Origin of the sequence: Pseudomonas sp. NBRC 111139, assembly GCF_001753955.1 — a bacterium.
GTDB lineage: Bacteria > Pseudomonadota > Gammaproteobacteria > Pseudomonadales > Pseudomonadaceae > Aquipseudomonas > Aquipseudomonas alloputida.
The window spans coordinates 46963-72408 of the sequence record NZ_BCBP01000032.1 but is presented as its reverse complement, the minus strand read 5'-3'; the positions used below and the strand labels follow the sequence as shown (position 1 = coordinate 72408).

Sequence of the window (25446 nt, the reverse complement as noted above, 5' to 3'; positions counted from 1 at the left end):
CTATTACTGCTGGTGAGCCGGCGCGCTTTGCCCGTGCTTGGCCACTTCCCGGCTGTTGCCATACCGGGAGATATCCAGGCCTTCGGCACTGATCTGCGGCTTCTTGCGCGCAATCAGGTCGGCCAGCAAGCGACCGGAACCGCACGCCATGGTCCAGCCCAAGGTACCGTGACCGGTGTTCAGGAACAGGTTGCGGAACGCCGTGGCGCCCACGATCGGCGTGCCGTCCGGGGTCGCCGGGCGCAAGCCGGTCCAGAAGCTGGCCTGGCTCAAGTCACCGCCGCGAGGATAAAGGTCGTTGACGATCATCTCCAGTGTTTCGCGCCGGCGCGGGTTCAGCGACAGGTCAAAGCCGGCGATTTCAGCCATCCCGCCAACGCGGATGCGGTTATCGAAACGGGTGATCGCAACCTTGTAGGTCTCGTCGAGAATGGTCGAGGTCGGAGCCATGTCGGCGTTGGTGATCGGCACGGTCAGCGAATAACCTTTCAGCGGGTACACCGGAGCCTTGATGCCCAACGGCTTGAGCATCTGTGGCGAGTAGCTGCCCAGCGCCAGCACGTAGCGGTCTGCCGTCTCCAGCTTGCCGTCGATCCACACGCCATTGATGCGGTCACCGGCGAAGTCCAGGCGCTGGATGTCCTGGCCGAGGCGGAACTCCACGCCCAGCTTCAACGCCATGTCGGCGAGCTTGGTGGTAAACAGCTGGCAGTCGCCAGTCTGGTCGTTCGGCAGGCGCAGGGCGCCGGCCAGGATATCTTTCACGCCGGCCAGGGCGGGTTCGACGCGGGCAATGCCGTCGCGGTCGAGCAACTCGTAGGGCACACCGGACTGTTCGAGTACGGCAATGTCCTTGGCCGCAGCATCGACCTGGGCCTGGGTGCGGAACAGCTGGGTGGTACCCAGGCTGCGGTTTTCGTAGTTGATGCCGGTTTCGGCGCGCAGTTCGTCGAGGCAGTCACGGCTGTACTCGGACAGGCGCACCATACGCTCCTTGTTCACCGCGTAGCGGCTGGCGGTGCAGTTGCGCAGCATCTGTGCCATCCACAGGTACTGGTCGACATCGCCCGTGAGCTTGATGGCCAGGGGAGCGTGACGCTCCAGCAGCCATTTGATGGCTTTGAGCGGTACACCAGGGGCAGCCCAGGGCGAGGCATAGCCGGGCGAGATCTGGCCGGCGTTGGCAAAGCTGGTTTCCATGGCCACCGCTGGCTGGCGGTCGACCACCGTCACTTCGAAACCTTGCCGGGCCAGGTAGTAGGCACTGGCGGTTCCGATTACACCGCTACCAAGTACCAGAACTCGCATCGTTTTATCCCTCACACGCGGCGCGCCGCACACTTTTATTGAAATGGCATGAATGGGCGCAGTATAGGAATTTGAGACCAGTGCAATTCACTATATAAAAGCCTATTATTGGCGAGAATTCTCGGCAAAATCGCCTTTCACGGAGGGGCATCCCCTATGAGAACCCAGCACCAGACCAAGCGTGAACTGGACAAGATCGACCGCAACATCCTGCGTATCCTGCAGAATGACGGGCGTATTTCCTTCACCGAACTGGGCGAGAAAGTTGGGCTGTCCACCACCCCTTGTACCGAGCGGGTTCGCCGCCTCGAGCGCGAGGGCATCATCATGGGCTACAACGCCCGCCTGAACCCGCAGCACCTCAAGGGCAGCCTGCTGGTGTTCGTGGAAATCAGCCTGGACTACAAGTCAGGCGATACCTTCGAGGAGTTCCGCCGCGCGGTCTTGAAGCTGCCCCACGTGCTGGAATGCCACCTGGTGTCGGGCGACTTCGACTACCTGGTGAAAGCGCGTATTTCGGAAATGGCCTCGTACCGCAAGCTGCTCGGGGACATCCTGCTGAAACTGCCGCACGTGCGCGAATCGAAGAGCTACATCGTAATGGAAGAGGTGAAGGAGAGCCTCTGCCTGCCGATCCCGGACTGAGGCTAGACCAGCACCTGGCGGGTGGTGGCAATGAACTGGTGGACCAACTGTTCAGCGGCGGGGTCGATCATCGGTTCAGGGCCACGACCCCGCGGGCAGGCCATGCGCGGGGTGGTACCGAACAGCCGGCAGATCATCGGCCGCTCTTCATACACCGTGCAGCCGTTGGGGCCCAGGTGCACGCAGTCCAGACGCTCCAGAGCAGCGTCCTGCTCGGCCTGGGACTTGCGCGGCAGCCGGGCCATTTCTTCCGCCGAGGTGGTGACCGGGCCGCAGCAGTCGTGGCAGCCGGGCTCGCACTCGAAAGAGGGGATGAGTTCGCGCAGGAAGTGGATCTTGTGGCGGTTACAGGACATGACGGGATACAAGCTGACAAAAGTGATTGGATTATAGGCTTATTCGCGGGCTCACCCGCGAACGAGCATGAAGCCCTCGCTGGTTGCCCGGCCGCGATGGCACAGCTTATCCTCGTCCCCCCTCCATTTTTCAGGGCCGCCCCAATGATCCACAGCGCGCAGCACGCCTCCTCCTATTACGCCGCCAGCAGCGCGCCACACCCCGACCACGCCTACCTGCAAGGCGAACACAACGCCGACGTGTGCATCATCGGCGGCGGCTACTCCGGCCTGAACACCGCCATTGAGCTGGCCGAGCGTGGTTTCTCGGTCATCCTGCTGGAAGCGCGCAAACTTGGCTGGGGCGCCAGTGGGCGCAATGGCGGGCAACTGATCCGAGGGGTCGGCCATGGTCTGGAGCAGTTCCTCCCGGTCATCGGCGAAGAAGGCGTGCGCACCATGAAACTGATGGGCCTGGAGGCCGTACAGATCGTGCGCGAGCGGGTTGAAAAGCATGCCATCGCCTGCGACCTGGCCTGGGGCTACTGCGACCTGGCCAACAAACCCGCCGAGCTGCTGGGCTTTGCCCAAGACGCCGAGGACCTGCGCAGTCTGGGCTATGCACATGAGCTGCGGCTGGTCGGCAAGGACGATATCCACAGCGTGGTCGGTGCCGATTGCTACGTGGGCGGGTTGGTCGACATGGGCTCCGGGCATCTGCATCCGCTCAATCTGGCACTGGGTGAAGCCGCCGCAGCCGCCCGCCTGGGCGTGAAGTTGTTCGAGCAATCCGAAGTCACCCGCATCGACTACGGCACAGAAGTGCAGGTGCATACTGCCCAAGGCCGGGTACGCGCCAAGACCCTGGTACTGTGCTGCAACGCCTACCACAACGACCTCAACCGCGAGCTGGGCGGCAAGGTGCTGCCGGCCGGCAGCTACATCATCGCCACCGAGCCGCTGGGCGAAGAACGCGCACGCGCATTGCTGCCGCAGAATATGGCGGTGTGTGACCAGCGCGTGGCGCTGGACTACTACCGCCTGTCCGCCGACCACCGCCTGCTGTTTGGCGGTGCCTGCCACTATTCAGGCCGCGACCCGAAGGACATCGCCGCCTACATGCGGCCAAAGATGCTCAAGGTGTTCCCACAGCTTGCCGACGTGCGCATCGACTACCAGTGGGGTGGCATGATCGGCATTGGTGCCAATCGCCTGCCGCAGGTTGGCCGCCTGGCCAGCCAGCCGAACGTGTATTACGCCCAGGCCTACTCGGGCCATGGGCTCAACGCCACCCACCTGGCCGCACGCCTGCTGGGTGAAGCCATCAGTGGCCAGGAAAGCGGGCGCTTCGACCTTTTCAACAAAGTGCCGCACATCACCTTCCCTGGCGGCAAGCACCTGCGCTCGCCACTGCTGGCGCTGGGGATGCTGTGGCATCGCCTCAAAGAGCTGACTTGAGAGCTGTGCGGCCCCTGTAGGAGCGGGTTCACCCGCGAACACCGGCGAGGCCGGTGCCATGCTCCGAGCTGCCTGCCTCGCGGGTAGACCTCCTCCCACATGGGCCGCACAATCGTCCAGGCTTGAGCAAACCCTGGGTAACCGTGTCAGTCCTTCCAGAAGGGTTTCCGCCCTTCTATCCGGGCCTGCTCCCAGCTCAGCCCGACATCGCGCAACTCGTCATCGGTCAGCTGCAGCAACGCCCTGCGGGTATGCCAGCGATGCAGCATCAGCCCCCAACGCCCCAAACCCTCTGGCGCGTTGAACACCTTGGCCTGCTGCCCGGCTTCCAGTTCCTTGGCCAACAGTTGCAAGCGCACATCGCTCATGCCACCCATCACCGCATCCTCCCGTTCAGTGGTTACCGTGGAGAAAGCATGCGCGTCGGCACCCTCGACAATACAGATCCAATACAGCCTTATTATTCCCATACAGAATTGGCCGCTGGCCGACTGAATGCTGTATTTTCGGGCCAACTGTACCGGTCGCTATGCCAATGCAGCGCAGGAGTATGCCGTGACCCTCTACCTGAATCTCGCCGAAATACTCGGCGCCCGCATCGAGCAGGGGCTCTATCGCCCCGGCCAGCGCCTGCCGTCCGTGCGCGCACTGAGTGAGGAGCACGGGGTCAGCCTGAGCACCGTGCAGCAGGCCTATCGCATACTCGAAGACAGCGGTATGGTCTCGCCGCGGCCCAAGTCCGGCTACTTCGTCAGCGACCAACGGCAGTTGCCGGCACTGCCCGCAGTTAGCCGCCCGGCCCAGCGCCCGGTGGACATCTCGCAGTGGGAACACGTGCTGGAGCTGGTGCGCAGTACGCCGCGCCAGGATGTGGTGCAACTCGGCCGCGGCATGCCCGACATCGACAGCCCTACCCTGAAGCCGCTGCTGCGCAGCCTTGCCCAGTTGAGCCGACGCCAGGACATGCCTGGCCTGTACTACGACAACATCCACGGTAACCTGGCCCTGCGCGAACAGGTGGCCCGGCTGATGCTCGACTCCGGCTGCCGCCTGGGGCCGGCCGACCTGGTGATCACCACCGGCTGCCATGAGGCGCTGTCATGCAGCATCCGAGCGGTCTGCGAGCCAGGCGACATCGTCGCGGTCGACTCGCCCAGCTTCCACGGCGCCATGCAAACCCTCAAAGGCTTGGGCATGAAAGCGCTGGAAATCCCCACGGACCCGGTCACCGGCATCAGCCTGGAGGCGCTGGAACTGGCCCTGGAGCAGTGGCCGATCAAGCTCATCCAGATCACCCCCAACTGCAACAACCCGCTGGGCTACATCATGCCCGAGGCACGCAAGAAGGCCCTGTTGAGCCTCGCCCAACGCTATGACGTGGCAATTCTGGAAGACGATGTGTACGGCGACCTGGCCTATACCTACCCACGCCCACGCACCCTGAAGTCGTTCGACGACGATGGCCGCGTGCTGCTCTGCAGTTCGTTCTCCAAAACCCTCGCGCCCGGCCTGCGGATCGGCTGGGTGGCGCCCGGGCGCTACCTGGAGCGTGTGCTGCACATGAAGTACATCAGCACCGGCAGCACCGCCAGCCAGCCTCAGCTGGCCATCGCTGACTTCATCGCCGGCGGCCACTACCAGCCCCATGTGCGGCGCATGCGCAGCCAGTACCAGCGTGGCCGCGACCTGATGGGCGACTGGGTGACCCGCTACTTCCCGGCGGGCACCCGGGTGAGCCGGCCCCAGGGCGGCTTCATGCTGTGGGTGGAATTACCCGAACATCTCGATACGCTTCGGCTGAACCGCGCTTTACTGGAGCAGGGCGTGCAGGTTGCCGTGGGCAGCATTTTTTCGGCCTCGGGCAAGTTCCGCCACTGCCTGCGCATGAATTTCGCCGCCAGGCCAACGCCGCAAATCGAAGCCTCCGTGCGTAAGGTAGGTGAAACCGCCCTTCGTCTACTGGATGACGAAAGCGCCGACGCGTAACTTTGCGCCGCCCGTCACGGTCAAACCCCTAAAGCCCTTGCTGCACAGGACGGTCCACCCTTGAGACTCCAGCGAGCCTTGCCTCTGCTGCTGGTGTTGTTGCTCGGCCTTGCCGGTTGCACAAGCATCAGCGCGCCCCGCGAAACCAGTCAGGCGTTGCCTGCCCACGATTCGGCCTTTGGCCGCTCGGTGCTGCGCCAAGCCGCGCCCTATGGCGGCCGCTCGGGCTTTCGCCTGCTGCCCAACAGCAACGAGGCATTTCGCGCCCGCGCCGAACTGATACGCAACGCCCAGGCGAGCATCGACCTGCAGTACTACATCGTCCACGACGGCCTCAGTACCCGCGCCCTTGTGCATGAACTGCTGCGCGCTGCCGACCGTGGCGTGCGCGTGCGCATCCTGCTCGACGACACCACCAGCGACGGCCTGGACACCGTCATGGGCACCCTTAATGCCCACCCGAACATCCAGATTCGAGTGTTCAACCCACTGCATCTGGGGCGCAGTACCGGCGTTACGCGCGCCGTGGGCCGGCTGTTCAACTTGTCGCGCCAGCACCGGCGCATGCACAACAAGCTGTTCCTGGTGGACAACAGCATGGCCATCGTCGGCGGGCGCAACCTGGGCGACGAGTATTTCGATGCCGAGCCCAACCTCAACTTCACCGACATCGACCTGCTGGGCGTGGGCCCGGTAGCCGAGCAGTTGGGGCACAGCTTCGACCAGTACTGGAACAGCGCCCTCAGCCGGCCGATCACCGACTTCCTCTGGCATGACCCGGATGCCAACGACCTGCGGGCCAGCCGCCAGCGCCTGGAAGTGTCGCTGGCTAAAGCCAGGACCCAGCGCAAGGCCCTGTACGACCGCTTGATGGCCTACCAGTCGCAGCCGCGCCTGGATGTGTGGCGCAACGAGCTGATCTGGGCTCACGCCCAGGCGCTATGGGATGCGCCCAGCAAGGTGTTGGCCGAAGACGAACCGGACCCGCAATTACTGCTGAGCCAGCAACTGGCACCGGACCTGGCTAACGTGCACCGCGAGTTGGTCCTGGCCTCGGCCTACTTTGTACCGGGCGAACCGGGGCTGCTGTACCTGACCGGCCGCGCCGACGCTGGCGTTTCGGTGAAGCTGCTGACCAACTCGCTGGAAGCCACTGACGTGCCGGCAGTGCATGGAGGCTATGCACCCTATCGTCGTGCCTTGCTTGAGCACGGGGTGCAGCTTTACGAGCTTCGCCGCCAGCCAGGCGACCCCAGCGCGGGGCGACTGAGTTTCCGTGGCAGCTCGGATTCGAGCCTGCACACCAAGGCGATCGTGTTCGACCGGCGCAAGACCTTCATCGGCTCGTTCAACTTCGACCCGCGCTCAGTATTGTGGAACACCGAGGTTGGGGTAATGGTGGACAGCCCGGAGCTGGCCGAATACACCCGCGAGCTGGCCCAGCAGGGTATGGCGCCTGCGCTGAGCTATCAGGTGAAACTGATAAGTAACAAGCTGGTGTGGGCGACCGAGGACAATGGCCAACGGCACGTGCTGACGTCTGAGCCGGGCGGGATCTGGCGACGGCTCAATGCCTGGATCAGCAAGGCGGTTGGCTTGGAGAAAATGCTGTAGCGGCGATTCCGGGGCCTTGCGGCCCCAAAAATCATCAGGCAGAAACCGGCTCAAAGGCTCCGCGCCGCCGGGTTAATACCACCAACCCCGCAGCCCCGGCCGCCATCAGGAACAGCAACGCATGCCCGCTGATCCACTGGCTCCCCGCCCCCGCCAACAACGGCCCGAGCAAACAGCCAATACCCCACAGCTGAGCCACGTGGGCATTGGCCCGTACCAACTCATCATCGCGGTAGCGCTCACCGATCAGCACCAGCGACAAGGTGAACAGGCCGCCGGCACTGGCGCCGAACAACACCCACAATGGCCAGATAACCGGTGTGTGCAACAGCAGCGGGATCGCCAGGCTGGACACGAGCAGGGTCACCGCACAGCCAGTGAACAAGGTACGTCGCGACATATGGTCGGCCAGCGCGCCGATGGGCAACTGCAGCACCGCATCACCCACCACCACGGTACTCACCATGAACAAGGCGATTTCGGTGCTGAAACCCTGCTGCAGGCAATACACCGGCAGCAACGTGAGGATCATCGCCTCGAACGAGGCGAACAGGGCAATGGCCCAGGCAATTACCGGCAAGCGTCGGCAGAAAGCGAACAGGTCGCCAAAGGTGACACTGCAGGCTTCCGTGCTCGGCGCCCCACCACGCCCCAGCAGAACCAGCGGCGCGGCCAGCAGCAGGCCAGTCGCCGCCCAGAAGCCGAAGTCGTCATCAGAGCCAAGGAAACCCAGCACCAACGGCCCGGCCAACTGGCTCAAGGCGTAGCTGCTGCCATACAGCGCCACCAACCGGCCACGCCACTGTTCGACCACCAGTTGGTTGATCCAGCTTTCGCCGAGGATGAACACCACGGTCAGGGACATGCCGATCATCAGCCGCAGCAGCAGCCATAACGGGTAACTAGGCAGCAACGCGAGCAGGCCAATCGACAGCGCCCCGCCCCACAGGCACAGGCGCATCGCCGACGGTACGCCAACCCACCCTGCCAGGCGGCTGGCCAGGCTGGCGCCGGCCAGTACGCCCAACGCCGGCATTGCCGCCATCACGCCGATGGCGAAGCTGCCGTAGCCCCAGGCCTCCAGGCGCAGGGACACCAGCGGCATGCTCACGCCGAGCGCCAGCCCGACACTGAGCACCGATGCCAGTACGGCGAAGTAGGTACCCCAACGCATTGCAGCCTCCCAGCCAATATTTCCAGGGGCCCATTTGCGGGCAAGCCCGCTCCTGCATCGGTCGCGAAGACCTGCAGGAGCGGGCTTGCCCGCGAAAAGGACCTACCGGGTTACAGCTTGATCCAGGTCGCCTTCAGCTCGGTGTACTTCTCCAGTGCGTGCAGCGACTTGTCACGGCCGTTGCCCGACTGTTTGAAGCCACCGAACGGCGCGGTCATGTCGCCACCATCGTACTGGTTGACCCAGACGCTGCCCGCACGCACGGCACGGGCGGTTTTGTGGGCCTTGGAAATGTCCGAGGTCCAGATACCCGCTGCCAGGCCATACGGGGTGTCGTTGGCAATGGCCACGGCTTCTTCGGCGGTGTCGAAGGCAATCACCGACAGCACCGGGCCGAAGATTTCTTCCTGGGCAATGCGCATGGCGTTAGTCACGCCGTCGAAGATGGTCGGCTCGACGTAGGTGCCGCCGGTCTCTTCCAGGGTGCGCTTGCCGCCGGCCAGCAGCTTGGCGCCGTCCTTGTGGCCAGCCTCGATGTACGACAGTACGGTGTTCATCTGCTGGGTATCGACCAAGGCACCGACAGTGGTCTGCGGGTCCAGCGGGTTGCCTGGCTTCCAGCCTTTCAGGGCTTCTACCACCATCGGCAGGAATTTGTCCTTGATCGAACGCTCGACCAGCAGTCGGGAACCTGCAGTGCACACTTCGCCCTGGTTGAAGGCGATGGCGCTGGCGGCGGCTTCGGCGGCAGCTTGCAGGTCCGGGGCATCGGCAAAGACGATGTTCGGGCTCTTGCCACCGGCTTCCAGCCAGATGCGCTTCATGTTCGACTCGCCCGCGTAAACCATCAGCTGCTTGGCGATCTTGGTCGAACCGGTGAACACCAGGGTATCGACGTCCATGTGCAGGGCCAGTGCCTTGCCCACGGTGTGGCCATAGCCTGGCAGCACGTTCAGCACGCCAGCCGGGATACCGGCTTCGATCGCCAGTTGGGCGATGCGGATGGCAGTCAGCGGCGATTTTTCGGACGGCTTGAGCACGACCGAGTTACCGGTGGCCAACGCCGGGCCGAGCTTCCAGCAGGCCATCAGCAGCGGGAAGTTCCAAGGTACGATGGCACCGACCACACCTACCGGCTCGCGAGTAACCAGGCCAAGCTGATCATGCGGGGTCGGGGCAACTTCGTCGTAGACCTTGTCGATGGCTTCGGCAGTCCAGTGGATGGCTTGGGCCGCACCTGGGATGTCGATACTGGAGGAGTCGCCAATCGGCTTGCCCATGTCCAGCGTTTCCAGCAGCGCCAGCTCTTCGACGTTCTTGCGCAGCAGGTCGGCGAAACGGATCAGCTTGGCCTTGCGCTTGGCCGGTGCCAGCTGCGACCACACGCCGGAGTTGAAGGTGGCACGAGCGTTTTCAACAGCGCGGTTGGCATCGGCCAGGTCGCAGCTGGCAACCTTGGCCAGGAAGCGTCCGTCGACCGGGCTCAGGCACTCGAAGGTTTCACCGGATGCGGCATCGGTGTATTCGCCGTTGATGAAGGCACGGCCTTCGATCTTCAGTTGCTGGGCACGTTGTTCCCAGTCCGCACGGGTCAGGGTGGTCATACGAAACTCCTCCTCTTGTTTAGGTGCAACGCCGCACTGAGGACTCACAGGCGTTGTCAGAATTCTGGCCGGGCGCCAAGCGCACACTGGCAAGCGATACCCTAAACCAGCCGGTGTAAACTATCAATATATTTGACACGAGAGGCTCAAAAGCCTACTGATGTTCATTTTATTAAACAACAACAGGAGCCGAACCATGAGTATCGATAGCATCATCGACTTCGCGCAGGTCCTCACCGAAGCCGAACGCTACCGCCCGGCAGCAGAGAAAATTCTCAAGGGCGAACCGGACCAGGCGGTCTACAACCATTATTCCAGCCCGTGTGGGCAGTTTGCCGCTGGCGTATGGGAAGGTGAGGTGGGCCAGTGGACAGTGAACTACACGGAGCACGAATACTGCGAGATCGTCCAGGGCGTTTCGGTGCTGCGCGACCAGGACGGTGGGGCTAAAACCCTGCGTGCCGGCGATCGGTTTGTCATCCCCGCCGGCTTCAAAGGCACTTGGGAGGTGCTGGAGCCGTGCCGCAAGATCTATGTGATGTTCGAGCAGAAATAATTATGTAGCGCAGGGATTTTGCAGGCATGCGTGAGGATGACCCTGCCCGTTTCGGGCCATTCAGCCTCACAAGGAAAATCAGCATGACCAACGAAGAAGTTCTGCAAACCCTCGCTCACCTGGTCGGCACCCGCTACGTGCCGGAGCTGAAAGGCACCATTTGCGCCCTCACCGGGCGCACTCGCGTGGTTGGCCCCAACGAGATGTCCACCCGCGACTACGACGCAGCGCGCATCCAGATCAAGGCCGACGCCGACCTGATGATCCAGAGTTTCGCCTTCAACTGACCCTGCTGCAGCCCAAAAAAAACCCGCGTCCTTTCGGATGCGGGTTTTTTTCAGGTCGCCGATCAATTACTTGATCTTGGCTTCCTTGTACACCACGTGCTTGCGAACAACCGGATCATATTTCTTGATCTCGATTTTGTCCGGGGTGGTGCGCTTGTTCTTGTCGGTGGTGTAGAAGTGGCCGGTACCGGCACTCGAAACCAGACGGATCAATTCACGCATGATGCTCTCCCTTAAACCTTGGCGCCAGCTTTACGGATGTCAACCAGAACGGCGTCGATGCCGCGCTTGTCGATGATACGCATGCCTTTGGCGGAAACGCGCAGACGCACGAAACGCTTCTCGGATTCAACCCAGAAACGGTGGTGCTGCAGGTTCGGCAGGAAACGACGACGGGTTTTGTTGTTTGCGTGGGAAATGTTGTTCCCGGTTACTGGACCCTTACCAGTAACTTGACAGACTCTCGACATGACTCAGCCCTCTAAAACCACATGCCCAACCCGGCATGGGTTGGCCGCTTAATCTCTCAGTCTTTGGCGCCTGGGCGCCGTGATTCTGGAGGCCTTATCGACCGGATCCGCTGATGCGACAGGCCGAGCCCCTAGAAAAGAGCGCTGCTTTATACCAGAAAGACTTGGCTGCAACAACAGTAGATGCACATTACCGCTAGCCAGAACGCGCCGGGCCAGCATAGCGGCAGGCCCCGCCAGTCGTCGACCGCTCGTCGCAAGATTTGCAAAAAAGGGTGTGGTCATTTGCCGGCGGGCGCACTAGGGTAGGCCTTTTACAGACTGCACTGGCAGATGGGCCACTGACAGCCAAGGAGCCACCATGCGTGCCGCCGCACTTTCCTTATTGTTCACCTCCCTGTTCGCCGCCGGCGTTGCCCAGGCCGCTCCGCTGAGCGTTTGCAGCGAGGCCAGCCCCGAAGGTTTCGACGTGGTGCAGTACAATTCGCTCACTACCACCAACGCCACCGCCGACGTGCTGATGAACCGCCTGGTGGAGTTCGATGCGGCGCAAGGCAAGGTGGTGCCGAGCCTGGCGACCAACTGGACGGTATCGGCCGACGGCCTGGTGTATGACTTCACCCTGCGCGATGACGTCAAGTTTCACAGCACCCCCTACTTCAAGCCAAGCCGCAAGCTGAATGCCGACGACGTGCTGTTCAGCTTCCAGCGCATGCTCTACCCGGCCCATGCCTGGCACAAGACCGCGCCGGGCGGCTACCCGCATGCCCAATCGCTGCAGCTGGGCAGCCTGATCAAGGCGATCGAGGCACCGTCGCCGAACACCGTGCGCTTCACCCTCAGCCACCCGGACGCCACCTTCCTGGCCACCCTGAGCATGGGCTTCGCCTCGATCTACTCCGCCGAATACGCCGACAAGCTGCTCAAGGCCGGCACACCGGAAAAGCTCAACAACCAACCGATCGGCACCGGGCCGTTCGTGTTCCAGCGTTTCCAGAAAGACGCCGTGGTGCGCTACCGCGCCAACCCGGACTACTTCGCCGGCAAGCCGGCGGTCGACCCGCTGATCTTCGCCATCACCACCGATGCCAACGTGCGCCTGCAGAAGCTCAAGCGTGGCGAGTGCCAGGTTGCCCTGTCGCCCAAGCCGTTGGACATTGCCGAAGCGGGCAAGGACGGTAACCTCAAGGTGGCCACCACCCCGGCATTCATGACTGCCTTCGTCGCCATCAACAGCCAGCACCCGCCGCTGGACAAGCCGGAAGTGCGCCAAGCGATCAACCTGGCCTTCGACAGGCAGGCCTACCTCAAGGCCGTGTTCGAAGACTCTGCGGTGGCTGCCAACGGCCCCTACCCGCCTAACACCTGGAGCTACGCCAAGGACCTGCCCGGCTACCCGCTGGACCTGAAGAAAGCCAAAGCCCTGCTGGCCAAGGCCGGGCTGGCCGAAGGCTTCAGTACCACCATCTGGACCCGGCCCTCGGGTAGCCTGCTCAACCCCAACCCCAGCCTAGGCGCGCAGATGCTGCAAGCCGACCTGGCGAAGATTGGCGTGAAAGCGGAGATCCGCGTGATCGAGTGGGGCGAACTGATACGCCGCGCCAAGGCCGGCGAGCATGACTTGCTGTTCATGGGCTGGGCGGGCGACAACGGCGACCCGGACAACTTCCTCAGCCCGCAGTTTTCCTGTGCGGCGGTCGAGTCAGGGACCAACTTCGCACGCTTCTGCGACAGCCGCCTCGACCAGCTGATCAGCGCCGGGCGCACCACCAACGACCAGAGCGTGCGCAGCCGGCTGTACCAACAGGCGCAGACACTGATCCAGCAGCAGGCGCTGTGGGTGCCACTGGCGCACCCGACGGCGGCGACCTTGCTGCGCCAAGGCGTCGAGGGGTACCAGGTGAGCCCGTTCGGGCGGCTGGATTTCAGCAAGGTGTCGGTGACCAAGTAAGCCTGTAACGGCCTCTTCGCGGGTGAACCCGCTCCTACAGGACAGCGCCAGCCTGGTAGTTGACGCTACCCCTGTAGGAGCGGGTTTACCCGCGAAAGGGCCCGTACTGACCCTATAAGGCTCTCAGTAGTCCCTCAGGCCACAATCCACCCATGCTCGACCATCGACAACGGCTCCCCATCACCAATGATGATGTGATCCAGCACCCGCACATCAATCAACGCCAGCCCCCGCTTCAACGACAGGGTCAAATGCACATCGTCCTGACTCGGTTCACTGATCCCTGACGGATGGTTGTGGCACAGGATCAATGCCGCAGCGTTGTGCACCAACGCCCGTCGCACCACCTCTCGCGGATAGACACTCGCCCGATCTATCGTGCCCCTGAACAGGATCTCAAATGCCAGTGGCCGGTGCTTGGTATCGAGAAACAGACACCCGAACACCTCGCTGGCCTCATGCCTGAGCATGGCTTTCAGGTAGCGTCGCACCGCTGCCGGGCTGTCCATGGCAGACTCGCGCTCAATCGACGTTGCAAGGTGCCTGCGGCCGATCTCAAGCAGTGCCTGCAGCTGGCTGTACCTCACCGGGCCCAACCCAAGCTCGCCGACGAAGGCCTCGCGGTCGGCCTCCAGCAACCGGCGCAAGCTGCCGAACTTCACCAACAAGCCTCGCGAAAGCTCCACGACATTACGCCCACGTACGCCTGAGCCAAGAAAAACGGCCAGCAGCTCCGTATCTGTCAGGCTCCCTGCCCCTCGCTGCAACAACTTCTCCCTAGGCCGTTCTTGCGCCGGCCACTCCCTGATGTTCATTCCACCCCTGCCTTTGCTGCGGCCCATTTCGGCCCTGTGTTAATCTATTTCGCCTCGTACATGCGACGTTCCGCCGCAGGCATTTTCAAACGTCGCCGCCCGCTCTCACTGGAAAAAGGCAAGCCTATGCAGCGGCTGTATCGCAAGCGCATCGTTCTCGGCGTGGGTGGCGGCATTGCCGCCTACAAAAGCGCCGAGCTGATTCGCCGTCTCCTGGAGCACGGCGCGCAGGTGCGCGTCGTCATGACCCGGGGTGGTGCCGAATTCATCACCCCGCTGACCCTGCAGGCGCTGTCGGGCCACCCCGTACACATGGACCTGCTCGACCCGGCCGCCGAAGCTGCCATGGGCCATATCGAACTGGCCAAGTGGGCGGACCTGGTGCTGATCGCCCCAGCTACCGCCGACCTCATGGCACGCATGGCCCAGGGCATGGCAGACGACCTGCTGACCACGCTGGTGCTGGCCACTGACGCCACCGTCGCCGTGGCGCCGGCGATGAACCAGGCCATGTGGCGCGACCCGGCCACCCAGGCCAACCTCGAGCTGCTCAAGAGCCGTGGCATTCAGGTGTTCGGCCCGGCATCCGGCAGCCAGGCCTGTGGCGACGTCGGCCTGGGGCGCATGCTAGAAGCCACCGACCTGGCCTGGTGCGCCGCGGAAAGCTTCAAGCGCCAGGCACTGACCGGCAAGCACGTGCTGATCACCGCCGGGCCGACCCAGGAAAACATCGACCCGGTGCGCTACATCACCAATCATAGCTCCGGCAAGATGGGCTTCGCCCTGGCCGAAGCGGCCGCCGAAGCAGGGGCTCGGGTGACCCTCGTCACGGGCCCTGTGCACTTGCCAACCCCTGACCGGGTCAGCCGCATCGACGTCGTCAGCGCGCGAGACATGCTCGCGGCCTGTGAAGCGGCCATGCCGTGCGACCTGTTCATTGCCTCGGCAGCGGTTGCGGACTACCGCCCCGAAGTGGTTGCCACACAAAAACTGAAGAAAGATCCTACGACCGGCGACGGCATGCTGCTGCAGATGGTGCGTAATCCCGATATCCTTGCCACCATTGCTGGCCGCGCCGACCGCCCGTTCAGCGTCGGCTTTGCCGCCGAAACCGAGCACCTGCTCGATTACGCCACGCGCAAGCTCAAGGACAAGAACCTCGACCTGATCGTCGCCAATGATGTGGCCAACCCCAGCATCGGCTTCAACAGCGAAGAAAATGCCTTGACCGTGATCGACCGCCAGCAGCACCAGACCCTCTTCGCGCAGACCAGCAAGGGCAAGATTGCCCGGCAACTGGTCGCCTTCATCGCCGAACGGCTTAACCAGGTTCAATAAGTTACATGCACGCTCTTCAAGCCAAGATCCTCGACCCACGCCTGGGCAGCGAATTCCCGCTACCCGCGTACGCCACCCCCGGCTCCGCCGGCCTCGACCTGCGCGCCCTGCTCAAGGAAGACACCCTCCTCGAGCCGGGCCAGACCATTCTGATTCCTACCGGTCTGTCGATCTACATCGGCGACCCGGGCCTGGCGGCAGTCATCCTGCCGCGCTCGGGCCTGGGCCATAAGCATGGCATCGTGCTGGGCAACCTGGTCGGCCTGATCGATTCGGACTACCAGGGCGAGCTGATGGTGTCGTGCTGGAACCGCGGCAACACGCCGTTCACCATCGCGGTGGGCGAGCGCATCGCCCAGCTGGTGCTGGTACCGGTGGTGCAGGCTCACTTCGACATCGTCGAAGCATTCGACGAAAGCCAGCGTGGCGCTGGCGGCTTCGGTCACTCCGGCAGCCACTGAGCCGGCAAATGACCGTTCAGGCCAAGGATGGCGAACTCTCTGGCGAAACCACCGTCCAAGCGTTCAGTTTGCGCCTGCCCAGAAAGCCTTTGACTAATGGAGCTTCCAGAGATGAACGACATGGCCCACCTGGTCCCCGCCGCATTGCCCGACAGCATTTTCCGCGCATATGACATACGCGGCGTGGTCGGCAAGACCCTTCACGCCGAAACCGCCTACTGGATCGGCCGCGCCATCGGCGCGCAAAGCCTGGCCCAGGGCGAACCGCAGGTTTCGGTAGGGCGCGATGGCCGCCTGTCGGGCCCGATGCTGGTGGAACAGCTGATCAAGGGCCTGGTCGATGCGGGCTGCCACGTCAGCGACGTCGGCCTGGTACCTACCCCGGCGCTGTACTACGCAGCCAACGTGCTAGCCGGCAAGTCCGGTGTGATGCTGACTGGCAGCCACAACCCTTCGGACTACAACGGTTTCAAGATCGTCATCGCCGGTGACACCTTGGCCAACGAACAGATCCAGGCCCTGCTGACCCGCCTGAAAACCAACGACCTGACCCTGGCCCAAGGCCGCGTGGAAAAGGTCGAGATCCTCGACCGCTACTTCCAGCAGATCGTCGGCGACGTAAAGCTGGCGAAAAAGCTCAAGGTGGTGGTGGACTGCGGCAACGGCGCCGCTGGCGTGGTTGCACCGCAATTGATCGAAGCCCTGGGCTGCGAAGTGATCCCGCTGTTCTGCGAGGTCGACGGCAACTTCCCCAACCACCACCCGGACCCGGGCAAGCCGGAGAACCTCGAAGACCTGATCGCCAAGGTCAAGGAAACCGGTGCCGATATCGGCCTGGCCTTCGACGGTGACGGCGACCGCGTCGGCGTGGTGACCAACACCGGCAGCATCGTCTACCCCGACCGCCTGCTGATGCTGTTTGCCCAGGACGTGCTGTCGCGCAACCCAGGTGCCGAGATCATCTTCGACGTCAAATGCACCCGCCGCCTGACCCCGCTGATCGAACAGCACGGTGGCAGCGCCTTGATGTGGAAAACCGGCCATTCGCTGATCAAGAAGAAGATGAAGCAGACCGGTTCGCTGCTGGCAGGCGAGATGAGCGGTCACATCTTCATCAAGGAACGTTGGTACGGTTTTGACGACGGTATCTACAGCGCCGCGCGCCTGTTGGAGATCCTCAGCAAGACCCAGCAGAGCGCCGAAGACCTGTTTGCCGCCTTCCCGAATGATATTTCCACGCCGGAAATCAATATTGATGTGACCGACGAGGGTAAATTCAGCATCATTGATGCACTGCAACGCGACGCCGACTGGGGCGAAGCCCACCTGACCACCATTGACGGTGTGCGGGTCGACTACGCCAATGGCTGGGGCCTGGTTCGCGCCTCCAACACCACTCCGGTGCTGGTGCTGCGTTTCGAGGCCGACAGCGACGCCGAATTGCAACGTATCAAGGATGTTTTCCGCACCCAGTTGCTGCGGGTAGAGCCTGAGCTGCAACTGCCGTTCTGACCGACTATCTGTTCCTTACAGGAGCCCTGCATGACCCTCGATCGCGATGCCGCTTCCCATGTAGCCGAGGTTTTGTCCGAAGCACTGCCTTACATCCGCCGCTTTGTCGGCAAGACCCTGGTGATCAAGTACGGCGGCAACGCGATGGAGAGCGAGGAGCTCAAGACGGGCTTCGCCCGTGACATCGTGCTGATGAAGGCTGTGGGCATCAACCCGGTGGTGGTCCACGGCGGTGGCCCGCAGATCGGCGACCTGCTAAAGCGCTTGTCGATCGAGAGCCACTTTATCGACGGCATGCGCGTCACCGACTCGGCGACCATGGACGTGGTGGAAATGGTGCTGGGTGGCCAGGTCAACAAGGACATCGTCAACCTGATCAACCGCCACGGCGGCAGCGCCATCGGCCTGACCGGCAAGGACGCGGAGCTGATCCGCGCCCGCAAGCTGACCGTCAGCCGCCAGACGCCAGAGATGACCACTCCGGAAATCATCGACATCGGCCACGTCGGTGAAGTGGTGAGCGTGAACACCGACCTGCTGAACATGCTGGTGAAGGGCGACTTCATCCCGGTCATCGCGCCAATCGGCGTGGGTGCCAACGGTGAGTCGTACAACATCAACGCCGACCTGGTGGCGGGCAAGGTTGCCGAAGCGCTGAAAGCCGAGAAGCTGATGCTGCTGACCAACATCGCCGGCCTGATGGACAAGCAGGGCCAGGTGTTGACAGGCCTGACCACCGAGCAGGTCAACGAACTGATCGCTGACGGCACCATTTATGGCGGCATGCTGCCGAAGATCAAGTGCGCGCTGGATGCGGTACAGGGCGGCGTGAACAGCTCGCACATCATTGATGGCCGCGTGCCGAATGCAGTGCTGCTGGAGATTTTCACCGACAGCGGCGTGGGCACCCTGATTACCAACCGCAAGCCGCGCTGATTGATCGGTTAGCCTGCACTGGCCTCTTCGCGGGTAAACCCGCTCCTACAAAGGAAATCCCCGTGTAGGAGCGGGATTACCCGCGAAAGGGCCAGATCAGGCGGCACAAAAAAAGGCGACCCTCTGAAGAAGGTCGCCTTTTTCATTCCTAGGCCAGGATCAGATCCCGTACTGCGCCCGATAGGCCTCCACAGCCGGCAGGTGCTGCTTCAACTGTGGATCGTCAGCCAGGAACTCCAGCACCTGGGTCAGCGAAACAATGCTGACCACAGGGATACCGAAGTCGCGTTCCACTTCCTGGATCGCCGACAGTTCGCCATTGCCGCGCTCTTCACGGTTCAGCGCGATCAGTACACCAGCGGCCTTGGCCTGCTGGGCGTTGATGATCTGCATGACCTCACGAATGGCGGTACCGGCAGTAATCACGTCGTCGATGATCAGCACGTCACCGGCCAGCGGCGCGCCGACCAGGCTGCCACCTTCGCCGTGGTCCTTGGCTTCCTTGCGGTTGAAGCACCATGGCACGTCGAGCTGATGCTGGTCGGCAAGGGCCACGGCGGTAGTCGCCGCCAAAGGGATACCCTTGTAGGCCGGGCCGAACAGCACATCGAAGGGGATTTTGCTGTCGACGATGGCGGCGGCGTAGCAACGGCCCAGTTCAGCCAGGGCGGAACCGGTGTTGAACAGGCCGGCATTGAAGAAATACGGGCTGGTACGCCCCGATTTCAGGGTGAATTCACCGAAACGCAGTACCCCGCGATCGATGGCAAAACGGATAAAGTCGCGCTGATACGGCTGCATGAATAGTCCCGGACACCACGGATTTAGCTAAATGGGTTGAGCTCGGGTATCATACACGCACGAGATTTATGGGGCCATTTATGCGGATCATCAGTGTGAACGTAAATGGCATTCAGGCTGCGGCCGAGCGTGGTTTGCTCAGCTGGCTGCAAGCCCAGAATGCCGACGTCATCTGCCTTCAGGATACCCGCGCCTCGGCCTTTGAACTCGACGACCCAGCTTTCCAGCTCGATGGCTATTTCCTTTATGCCTGCGACGCGGAGGTGCCAGCCCAAGGTGGTGTGGCCCTTTACTCGCGCATGCAGCCCAAGGCAGTCATCACCGGCCTGGGCTTCGAGACAGCCGACCGCTACGGGCGTTACCTGCAAGCAGATTTCGACAAAGTCAGTATTGCCAGCCTGCTGCTGCCTTCGGGCATGAACGGCGACGAAGACTTGAACCAGAAGTTCAAGTTGATGGACGACTTCGCCAAGTACCTGGACAAGCAGCGTCGCAAGCGTCGCGAATACATCTATTGCGGCTCGTTCTACGTGGCGCAGCAGAAGCTCGACATCAAAAACTGGCGTGACAGCCAGCAGTCGCCAGGCTTCCTGGCGCCAGAACGCGCCTGGATGGATGCAATCACTGGCGAGATGGGGTATGTCGATGCCTTGCGCGAAGTCAGCCGTGAAGGCGACCAGTACAGCTGGTGGCCAGACAACGAGCAAGCCGAGATGCTTAACCTGGGCTACCGGTTCGACTACCAGATTCTCACCCCGGGCCTGCGCCGCTTCGTACGCAACGCTCGCCTGCCGCGTCAGCCACGCTTCTCCCAGCATGCGCCGCTGATCGTCGACTATGACTGGACGCTGACCATCTAAAAGGCCATTGGGGCTGCGTTGCAGCCCCAATGGCTATTTGATCGGCCGCCAGATCATCGGGTAGCGATAAGGCTTGCCCTCATTCGCCCGCACCGCCGCAATGATGATCAATATCATCACTGCCACCGTGAGCATGGCAAACAGCACCAGCCCGATAAACACGAACATCAGCAGAAAGCAGATGAACCCGGCAATGGTCACGCTGATTTGAAAGTTCAGCGCCTCTTTGCCCTGGGCGTCGATAAAAGGGTCTTGCTCGCGCTTGAGGTGCCATAGCACCAGCGGGCCCAGCAGGTGCCCGAGCGGCACTACCAGGCCCAACAGCGCGGAGAGGTGGCAGAACATCGCCCATTGCCGGATTTCGGCATTGGGCGGGGTGATCGACAGGTTCGAATCGCTCATGCCCCGCACCTCCGTGGCTGGCTTCAGTCAGCCAGTGCTGCCTGCTGCAGCTCGAAAATCTCGTTCATGCCCTTCTGCGCCAGAGCGAGCATGGCGTTGAAATCTTCCGGCTGGAACGGTGCGCCTTCGGCAGTACCCTGCACTTCGATGAAACCACCAGCGCTGGTCATGACCACATTCAGGTCGGTTTCGGCTGCGGAGTCTTCCAGGTAGTCCAGGTCGAGCACCGCTTCGCCTTGGTACATGCCGACAGATACCGCTGCGATCATGTGCTTGAGCGGGTTGCCGCCCTTGAGGCCGCCGCGCTTCTTGATGACTGCCAAAGCGTCGCACAAGGCAACCATGGCGCCGGTGATGGACGCGGTACGGGTACCGCCATCGGCCTGGATCACGTCGCAATCGACGTACAGGGTGATGTCACCGAGCTTGCTCATGTCCAGCGCGGCGCGCAGCGAACGGCCGATCAGGCGCTGGATTTCCAGGGTGCGGCCACCCTGCTTGCCACGGCTGGCTTCGCGCTGGTTACGTTCGCCGGTGGAGCGCGGCAGCATGCCATACTCGGCGGTCAGCCAGCCTTGGCCCTGGCCTTTGAGGAAGCGCGGTACACCGTTTTCAACGCTGACCGTGCAGATGACTTTGGTGTCACCGAACTCGACCAGTACCGACCCTTCGGCGTGCTTGGTGTAGTTGCGGGTGATGCGGATCGAGCGGAGCTGATCGGCAACGCGACCACTTGGACGTTTCATCTGGGATACCTGTACTGGGACTTTGAATCTGCCGAGCATTATAGAGCCCGCAGCCCGGGGAAGACATGCCTATTGTCGCGCCCGGCACAGCCCGTCGCCTTTTCCTACCGCAGTAGCCACCCGTCGGTAACATAGGCGGATTGGGCGCCACGGCGACACTGCGCTACAATCCTGCGCCTTGCAGCCGAGAGGCTCCCACCGTTCATTCATTACGCGAGGTACTCCCCATGGTGCACAGCATGACCGCTTTTGCTCGTGTCGAGCGCGCCGGCAGCCAAGGCACCCTGGTCTGGGAGCTGCGTTCGGTCAACCACCGTTACCTGGAGCCGCACCTGCGCCTGCCCGAGGCCCTGCGCGACCTCGAAGGCGGTGTACGTGAAGGCCTGCGCCAGGGCCTGTCACGCGGCAAGGTGGAATGCACCTTGCGCCTCAACGAAGACAGTAATGGCAAACCGCTGAAAGTGGACCATGAGCGCGCCAAGCAACTGGTTGCCGCCGCCGAAGAAGTGGCGGGCCTGATCAAGCAGCCTGCCCCCCTGAACCCGCTGGAAGTGCTGTCATGGCCAGGCGTGCTGGTGGCCGACACCAGCGACCCACAGGCACTGAACGCCGAAGCCATGGCGCTGTTCGACGAAGCGTTGGCCGAACTCAAGGCCGGGCGCCAGCGCGAAGGCCAGGAACTGGCGCGGCTGATCAACGAACGCCTGGACAACATGGCCAGCGAAGTCACGACCCTGCGCGCCCTGGTGCCGCAGATGCTGGCGGCGCAGCGGCAGAAGATTCTCGACCGCTTCGGCGACATGCAAGCCGAGCTGGACCCACAGCGCCTGGAGCAAGAGATGGTACTGCTGGCCCAGAAAAGCGACGTGGCAGAGGAGCTCGACCGCCTCAGCACCCACGTCACCGAAGTGCGCCGCGTGCTCAAGGGTGGCGGCGCCGCTGGCCGGCGCCTGGACTTCCTGATGCAGGAGCTCAACCGCGAGGCCAACACCCTTGGCTCCAAGGCCTTCGACCCACGCAGCACGCAAGCGGCGGTCAACCTGAAGGTACTGATCGAACAGATGCGTGAACAAGTACAGAACATCGAGTAAGGCCACCCCTACCATGAACCACAGCAGCGGCACCCTCTACATCGTTTCGGCCCCCTCGGGTGCCGGCAAGACCAGCCTGGTCACCGCCCTGACCAAAGACGACCAGCAGATTCGCGTCTCGGTCTCGCACACTACCCGCGCCATGCGCCCGGGCGAGCAGCACGGGGTGAACTATCACTTCGTCGTCCACGAGGAGTTCAAGACGCTGATCGCGCAAGGAGACTTTCTGGAGCATGCCGAAGTGTTCGGCAACTTCTACGGTACTTCGCGCAGCGCGCTGCAGCACACCTTGGACCAAGGCTACGACCTGATCCTGGAAATCGACTGGCAAGGTGCCCAGCAAGTGCGCAAGCTGATGCCAGAGGCGCTGTCGGTGTTCATCCTGCCTCCAAGCCAGGAGGCGCTTCGCCACCGCCTGGACGGACGCGGGCAGGACAGCGAAGAGATCATTGCCGGGCGCATGAAGGAAGCGGTCAGCGAGATGGTGCACTACGACGAGTATGACTACGTGATCATCAATGATGATTTCGACGCGGCGCTGGCAGACTTGAAAGCGGTGTTCCGCTCGAATCGGCTGCTGTTGAAGAAGCAGCAGCAGCGTCATGCGGCGCTGCTGAAGCAAATGATCGGCTAAAGATCGATGGGGCCGCAGAGCGGCCCCATTGGTTTATTCCTGCAGTGGCAAGGTAGCCTGCTGACGCAGGGTAGCCCCGAGGAAGTACGCCGGCGCACGCATGCGCGACAGCATCATCAGGCCGATACCAAGCACCGAGATGATCGCGGCAATCACGAACACCAGCCCCAGACCGCCCACATGCGAGCCGCTGCCGAAGTCCGGCGACGCACTGTCGATGGCGGTACGCACGAAGATCACCGACAAGATCACCCCACCCACCAGCGGGCACAGGCCGCGCATGATGAAATGGCGCAGGCTGTCGAACAGGCTGCCGCGGAAATACCAGACGCAGGCAAACGCGGTCAGCGAATAGTAGAAGCAGATCATCATGCCCAATGCCGTGATGGTATCTGCCAGCACGTTCTCGCTCAGCGTACGCATGGTTACGTAGAACAGGCCTGCGGCCAGGCCGGCGCAGATGGTGGCATAGCGCGGCGTTTGCGAGCGCGGGCAGACGCTGGCGAACTTCTGCGGTACAGCGCCGTAATAACCCATGGCCAACAGGGTGCGCGCCGGCGCCACGAAGGTGGACTGCAGCGACGCCGCCGTACTGGCCAGCACAGCGATGGACATCAGGATCGCCAGCGGCCCCATGACCGGGCCGGCCAGGTGGGCAAAGACGTTCTCCTGGATGCGCGGGTTGTTCAGGCCCAGACCCGTTTCACTGATACCGGCAAACTGCAGGGTGGCGATGGCGGTGAACAGGTACAGGCCGAGAATCAACATCACGGTCCAGGTAGCGGCCTTGCCCGGCACCTCTTCGCTGCCCACCGATTCTTCACTGACGGTCAGGCAAGTGTCCCAGCCCCAGAAGATGAAGATCGACAGTGACAGGCCAGCGGCAAAGGCCGAGAACGACTCGACACCGAACGGGTTGAACCAGGCGAAATCGAACGCCAGCGGTGGCGGCGCGGTGGTGCCGCCGAAAGCGGCGAAAGCAAAGCCGATCAACACCAGCAACTGCAGGGCCACCAAGCCGTACTGCACAGTCATTGTGGTGGCGATACCCCGACAGCAGATCCACACTGCCAAACCAATGAACACGCAACAGGTAACGATGTTGATCAACAGGTTGTCGGCCAACGCTGCCAGCTCATGCTTGCCGGTGATCTGGCCAAGGAACAGGTAGAAGAAGTCCACCGCCACACCTGCCAGGTTCGACAGCACGATCGTGGTGGCAACCACCAGTCCCCAGCCGCCGATCCAGCCGATCATCGGGCCGAATGCACGCGCCGACCAGGTAAACGAAGTACCGCTGTCCGGCTCCGCCGAGTTCAGCTCGCGATAGCCCAGGGCAACCAGCAGCATCGGCAGGAAGCCCACGATGAACACGGCCGGCAGGTGGGCGCCCACCTCACGTACGGTCGGGCCAAGGGCCCCGGTCAGGGTATAGACCGGGGCGATGGTGGAAATGCCCAGCACCACGCTGGCCAGCAGGCCCAAGCGGCCCTTGGCCAGGCCTTTGCTGCGCTGAGTGTTGCCCGCGTCGGCCGCCACATCGGGTGGGCGGCCGGCTTCTGTGTAATTGCTCATGAGTATTTGCCGTAAATTTTGGAATTGTTTTAACAAGCCTTGGGTACAAGGCTCGCTTTCACTCATTGAAAGCTTGCTATCGGGGACGAGTCATCCGAGACCTTCGGCTGACGCCAGAATCATTCCTGCCGTGAGCCCTCCCGTGCTGCGTAGGCATTGCAGGCCTCGCGAAACGCCTCAAACAGACGCAGCGAAACCGGGTTTTCGTTGAAGCGCCACTCCGGGTGCCATTGCACCCCGAGCACAAAGCCCGGTGCCGCAGGCATGGACACCGCCTCGATCAGGCCATCCGGGGCCCGTGCCTCGACGCGCAGGCCCGGGGCCAGACGGTCGATGCCCTGGCTGTGCAGCGAATTGACCTCGAACTGCGCCACTAGCCCCAGGCGCTCGAACAACCCGCCAGGCTCGATGCTGACCGAGTGGCGAGGGCCGTATTGCACCTCCAGGGGGGCGTCCTCAGGTTCGCGGTGGTCAAGGTAGCCAGGCAGTTCCTGCACACGCTGGTGCAGGCTGCCGCCAAGGGCCACATTCAGCTCCTGATAGCCTCGGCAGATGCAGAATACGGGCACACCGACGGCAATGGCTGCCTGCAGCAGCGGCAGGGTCAGGCGATCACGCGCCAAATCATGCCGGGTACCCGCCACACTGGGGGCGCCATTGTAATGATGCGGCTCGATATTTGAAGGCGAGCCGGTAAAAACAATGCCGTGCAGGCGGGCCAGCAGCGCTTGCGTGTCGCTGCCGCCATCACGGGCCGGCAAGATCAGTGGCAAGCCGGCAAAGCCGGCCGCCTCGACATACTTGTCGCCGACCGTATGCGAGGAGTTCTTCCCTACCTGCTGACGGCAGGCGCTGACACCGATCAAAGGGACCGCATTTGCGCTCAT

The 25446-nt window shown here is 62.6% G+C and carries 26 protein-coding genes and 1 pseudogene; 14 read left to right on the top strand and 13 right to left on the bottom strand.

All coding sequences use genetic code 11. The features are described from left to right. Positions 1-3: 3 nt before the first annotated feature. Positions 4-1308: a D-amino acid dehydrogenase gene (gene dadA, locus BJQ17_RS12785; RefSeq protein ID WP_070096150.1), complete on the bottom strand. Its 1305-nt coding sequence runs from the start codon at positions 1306-1308 to the stop codon at positions 4-6. A gap of 156 nt (positions 1309-1464) precedes the next feature. Here dadA and BJQ17_RS12780 point away from each other — a divergent pair, with 156 nt between their 5' ends. Next, the gene (locus BJQ17_RS12780; RefSeq protein WP_003253520.1) at positions 1465-1953 is read left to right on the top strand and encodes an Lrp/AsnC ligand binding domain-containing protein; all 489 of its coding nucleotides are present in this window, start codon (positions 1465-1467) and stop codon (positions 1951-1953) included. Positions 1954-1955: 2 nt separating this feature from the next. On the opposite strand, the gene BJQ17_RS12775 is transcribed toward BJQ17_RS12780, so the two are convergent. Beyond that, positions 1956-2309, bottom strand: a complete 354-nt coding sequence (locus tag BJQ17_RS12775; RefSeq protein WP_003253518.1) for a YkgJ family cysteine cluster protein — start codon at positions 2307-2309, stop codon at positions 1956-1958. A 144-nt stretch (positions 2310-2453) separates the two neighbouring features. Here BJQ17_RS12775 and BJQ17_RS12770 point away from each other — a divergent pair, with 144 nt between their 5' ends. Further along, complete coding sequence (locus BJQ17_RS12770; protein WP_070096149.1) at positions 2454-3746, top strand: FAD-binding oxidoreductase; 1293 nt, start codon at positions 2454-2456, stop codon at positions 3744-3746. Between the two features lie 146 nt (positions 3747-3892). On the opposite strand, the gene BJQ17_RS12765 is transcribed toward BJQ17_RS12770, so the two are convergent. Next, a complete protein-coding gene (locus BJQ17_RS12765) occupies positions 3893-4123 on the bottom strand; it encodes a DUF1127 domain-containing protein (protein WP_003253515.1) in 231 nt (76 codons plus the stop codon). A 178-nt stretch (positions 4124-4301) separates the two neighbouring features. Between BJQ17_RS12765 and BJQ17_RS12760 the strand changes: the two genes are divergently transcribed. Together BJQ17_RS12760 and BJQ17_RS12755 are read left to right on the top strand one after the other, a co-directional pair. Next, positions 4302-5732 (top strand): PLP-dependent aminotransferase family protein, encoded by a 1431-nt coding sequence (locus BJQ17_RS12760; protein WP_003253513.1) that lies wholly within the window; start codon positions 4302-4304, stop codon positions 5730-5732. A 60-nt stretch (positions 5733-5792) separates the two neighbouring features. Next, complete coding sequence (locus BJQ17_RS12755) at positions 5793-7346, top strand: phospholipase D family protein (RefSeq protein WP_070096148.1); 1554 nt, start codon at positions 5793-5795, stop codon at positions 7344-7346. A gap of 34 nt (positions 7347-7380) precedes the next feature. Here the strand turns inward: BJQ17_RS12755 and BJQ17_RS12750 are convergent, their stop codons facing one another. Further along, positions 7381-8520 carry an MFS transporter gene (locus tag BJQ17_RS12750; RefSeq protein ID WP_003253511.1) on the bottom strand — a complete coding sequence of 380 codons (1140 nt, stop codon included), beginning with the start codon at positions 8518-8520 and terminating at the stop codon, positions 7381-7383. A gap of 110 nt (positions 8521-8630) precedes the next feature. After that, the gene (locus BJQ17_RS12745) at positions 8631-10124 is read right to left on the bottom strand and encodes an aldehyde dehydrogenase (RefSeq protein ID WP_003253510.1); all 1494 of its coding nucleotides are present in this window, start codon (positions 10122-10124) and stop codon (positions 8631-8633) included. Positions 10125-10320: 196 nt separating this feature from the next. Between BJQ17_RS12745 and BJQ17_RS12740 the strand changes: the two genes are divergently transcribed. Both BJQ17_RS12740 and BJQ17_RS12735 read left to right on the top strand, forming a co-directional pair. Next, positions 10321-10680, top strand: a complete 360-nt coding sequence (locus BJQ17_RS12740; RefSeq protein WP_003253509.1) for a cupin domain-containing protein — start codon at positions 10321-10323, stop codon at positions 10678-10680. Between the two features lie 83 nt (positions 10681-10763). Beyond that, positions 10764-10967, top strand: coding sequence for a hypothetical protein (locus BJQ17_RS12735; RefSeq protein ID WP_004575219.1), 204 nt, complete (start codon positions 10764-10766; stop codon positions 10965-10967). A gap of 66 nt (positions 10968-11033) precedes the next feature. On the opposite strand, the gene rpmG is transcribed toward BJQ17_RS12735, so the two are convergent. Further along, entirely contained in the window at positions 11034-11189 is a 156-nt protein-coding gene (gene rpmG, locus BJQ17_RS12730) for a 50S ribosomal protein L33 (protein WP_003253507.1), read from the bottom strand. A gap of 11 nt (positions 11190-11200) precedes the next feature. Next, positions 11201-11437 carry a 50S ribosomal protein L28 gene (gene rpmB / locus BJQ17_RS12725; protein WP_003253504.1) on the bottom strand — a complete coding sequence of 79 codons (237 nt, stop codon included), beginning with the start codon at positions 11435-11437 and terminating at the stop codon, positions 11201-11203. 361 nt (positions 11438-11798) lie between these two features. Here rpmB and BJQ17_RS12720 point away from each other — a divergent pair, with 361 nt between their 5' ends. Then, positions 11799-13388, top strand: coding sequence for an ABC transporter substrate-binding protein (locus BJQ17_RS12720; RefSeq protein WP_060538443.1), 1590 nt, complete (start codon positions 11799-11801; stop codon positions 13386-13388). Between the two features lie 134 nt (positions 13389-13522). Here the strand turns inward: BJQ17_RS12720 and radC are convergent, their stop codons facing one another. Then, the gene (gene radC, locus BJQ17_RS12715) at positions 13523-14203 is read right to left on the bottom strand and encodes a DNA repair protein RadC (protein WP_004575218.1); all 681 of its coding nucleotides are present in this window, start codon (positions 14201-14203) and stop codon (positions 13523-13525) included. A 126-nt stretch (positions 14204-14329) separates the two neighbouring features. Between radC and coaBC the strand changes: the two genes are divergently transcribed. From coaBC to argB, 4 genes and pseudogenes are all read left to right on the top strand, one after another. After that, the gene (coaBC, locus tag BJQ17_RS12710) at positions 14330-15541 is read left to right on the top strand and encodes a bifunctional phosphopantothenoylcysteine decarboxylase/phosphopantothenate--cysteine ligase CoaBC (RefSeq protein WP_003253409.1); all 1212 of its coding nucleotides are present in this window, start codon (positions 14330-14332) and stop codon (positions 15539-15541) included. Between the two features lie 5 nt (positions 15542-15546). Then, entirely contained in the window at positions 15547-16002 is a 456-nt protein-coding gene (gene dut, locus BJQ17_RS12705) for a dUTP diphosphatase (RefSeq protein WP_003253408.1), read from the top strand. Positions 16003-16146: 144 nt separating this feature from the next. Further along, positions 16147-17514 (top strand): annotated as a pseudogene (locus BJQ17_RS12700) (phosphomannomutase/phosphoglucomutase); the annotation flags it as partial. Between the two features lie 30 nt (positions 17515-17544). Beyond that, positions 17545-18450 carry an acetylglutamate kinase gene (gene argB, locus BJQ17_RS12695; protein WP_004575216.1) on the top strand — a complete coding sequence of 302 codons (906 nt, stop codon included), beginning with the start codon at positions 17545-17547 and terminating at the stop codon, positions 18448-18450. 159 nt (positions 18451-18609) lie between these two features. Here argB and pyrE read toward each other — a convergent pair whose 3' ends face one another. After that, positions 18610-19251: an orotate phosphoribosyltransferase gene (gene pyrE, locus BJQ17_RS12690; RefSeq protein ID WP_003253405.1), complete on the bottom strand. Its 642-nt coding sequence runs from the start codon at positions 19249-19251 to the stop codon at positions 18610-18612. Positions 19252-19331: 80 nt separating this feature from the next. Between pyrE and BJQ17_RS12685 the strand changes: the two genes are divergently transcribed. Then, positions 19332-20111, top strand: coding sequence for an exodeoxyribonuclease III (locus BJQ17_RS12685; RefSeq protein ID WP_003253401.1), 780 nt, complete (start codon positions 19332-19334; stop codon positions 20109-20111). Positions 20112-20144: 33 nt separating this feature from the next. Here BJQ17_RS12685 and BJQ17_RS12680 read toward each other — a convergent pair whose 3' ends face one another. Further along, positions 20145-20513 carry a DUF4870 domain-containing protein gene (locus BJQ17_RS12680; RefSeq protein WP_003253399.1) on the bottom strand — a complete coding sequence of 123 codons (369 nt, stop codon included), beginning with the start codon at positions 20511-20513 and terminating at the stop codon, positions 20145-20147. A 23-nt stretch (positions 20514-20536) separates the two neighbouring features. Beyond that, positions 20537-21259: a ribonuclease PH gene (gene rph / locus BJQ17_RS12675; RefSeq protein WP_003253397.1), complete on the bottom strand. Its 723-nt coding sequence runs from the start codon at positions 21257-21259 to the stop codon at positions 20537-20539. Between the two features lie 227 nt (positions 21260-21486). Between rph and BJQ17_RS12670 the strand changes: the two genes are divergently transcribed. Together BJQ17_RS12670 and gmk are read left to right on the top strand one after the other, a co-directional pair. Beyond that, the gene (locus BJQ17_RS12670) at positions 21487-22350 is read left to right on the top strand and encodes a YicC/YloC family endoribonuclease (protein WP_003253395.1); all 864 of its coding nucleotides are present in this window, start codon (positions 21487-21489) and stop codon (positions 22348-22350) included. 13 nt (positions 22351-22363) lie between these two features. After that, on the top strand, positions 22364-22984 hold the full coding sequence (gene gmk / locus BJQ17_RS12665; RefSeq protein ID WP_004575215.1) for a guanylate kinase: 621 nt from the start codon (positions 22364-22366) through the stop codon (positions 22982-22984). Between the two features lie 33 nt (positions 22985-23017). Here the strand turns inward: gmk and BJQ17_RS12660 are convergent, their stop codons facing one another. Both BJQ17_RS12660 and BJQ17_RS12655 read right to left on the bottom strand, forming a co-directional pair. Then, positions 23018-24559 (bottom strand): APC family permease, encoded by a 1542-nt coding sequence (locus BJQ17_RS12660; RefSeq protein WP_003253391.1) that lies wholly within the window; start codon positions 24557-24559, stop codon positions 23018-23020. A gap of 119 nt (positions 24560-24678) precedes the next feature. Next, the gene (locus BJQ17_RS12655; protein ID WP_003253389.1) at positions 24679-25446 is read right to left on the bottom strand and encodes a gamma-glutamyl-gamma-aminobutyrate hydrolase family protein; all 768 of its coding nucleotides are present in this window, start codon (positions 25444-25446) and stop codon (positions 24679-24681) included.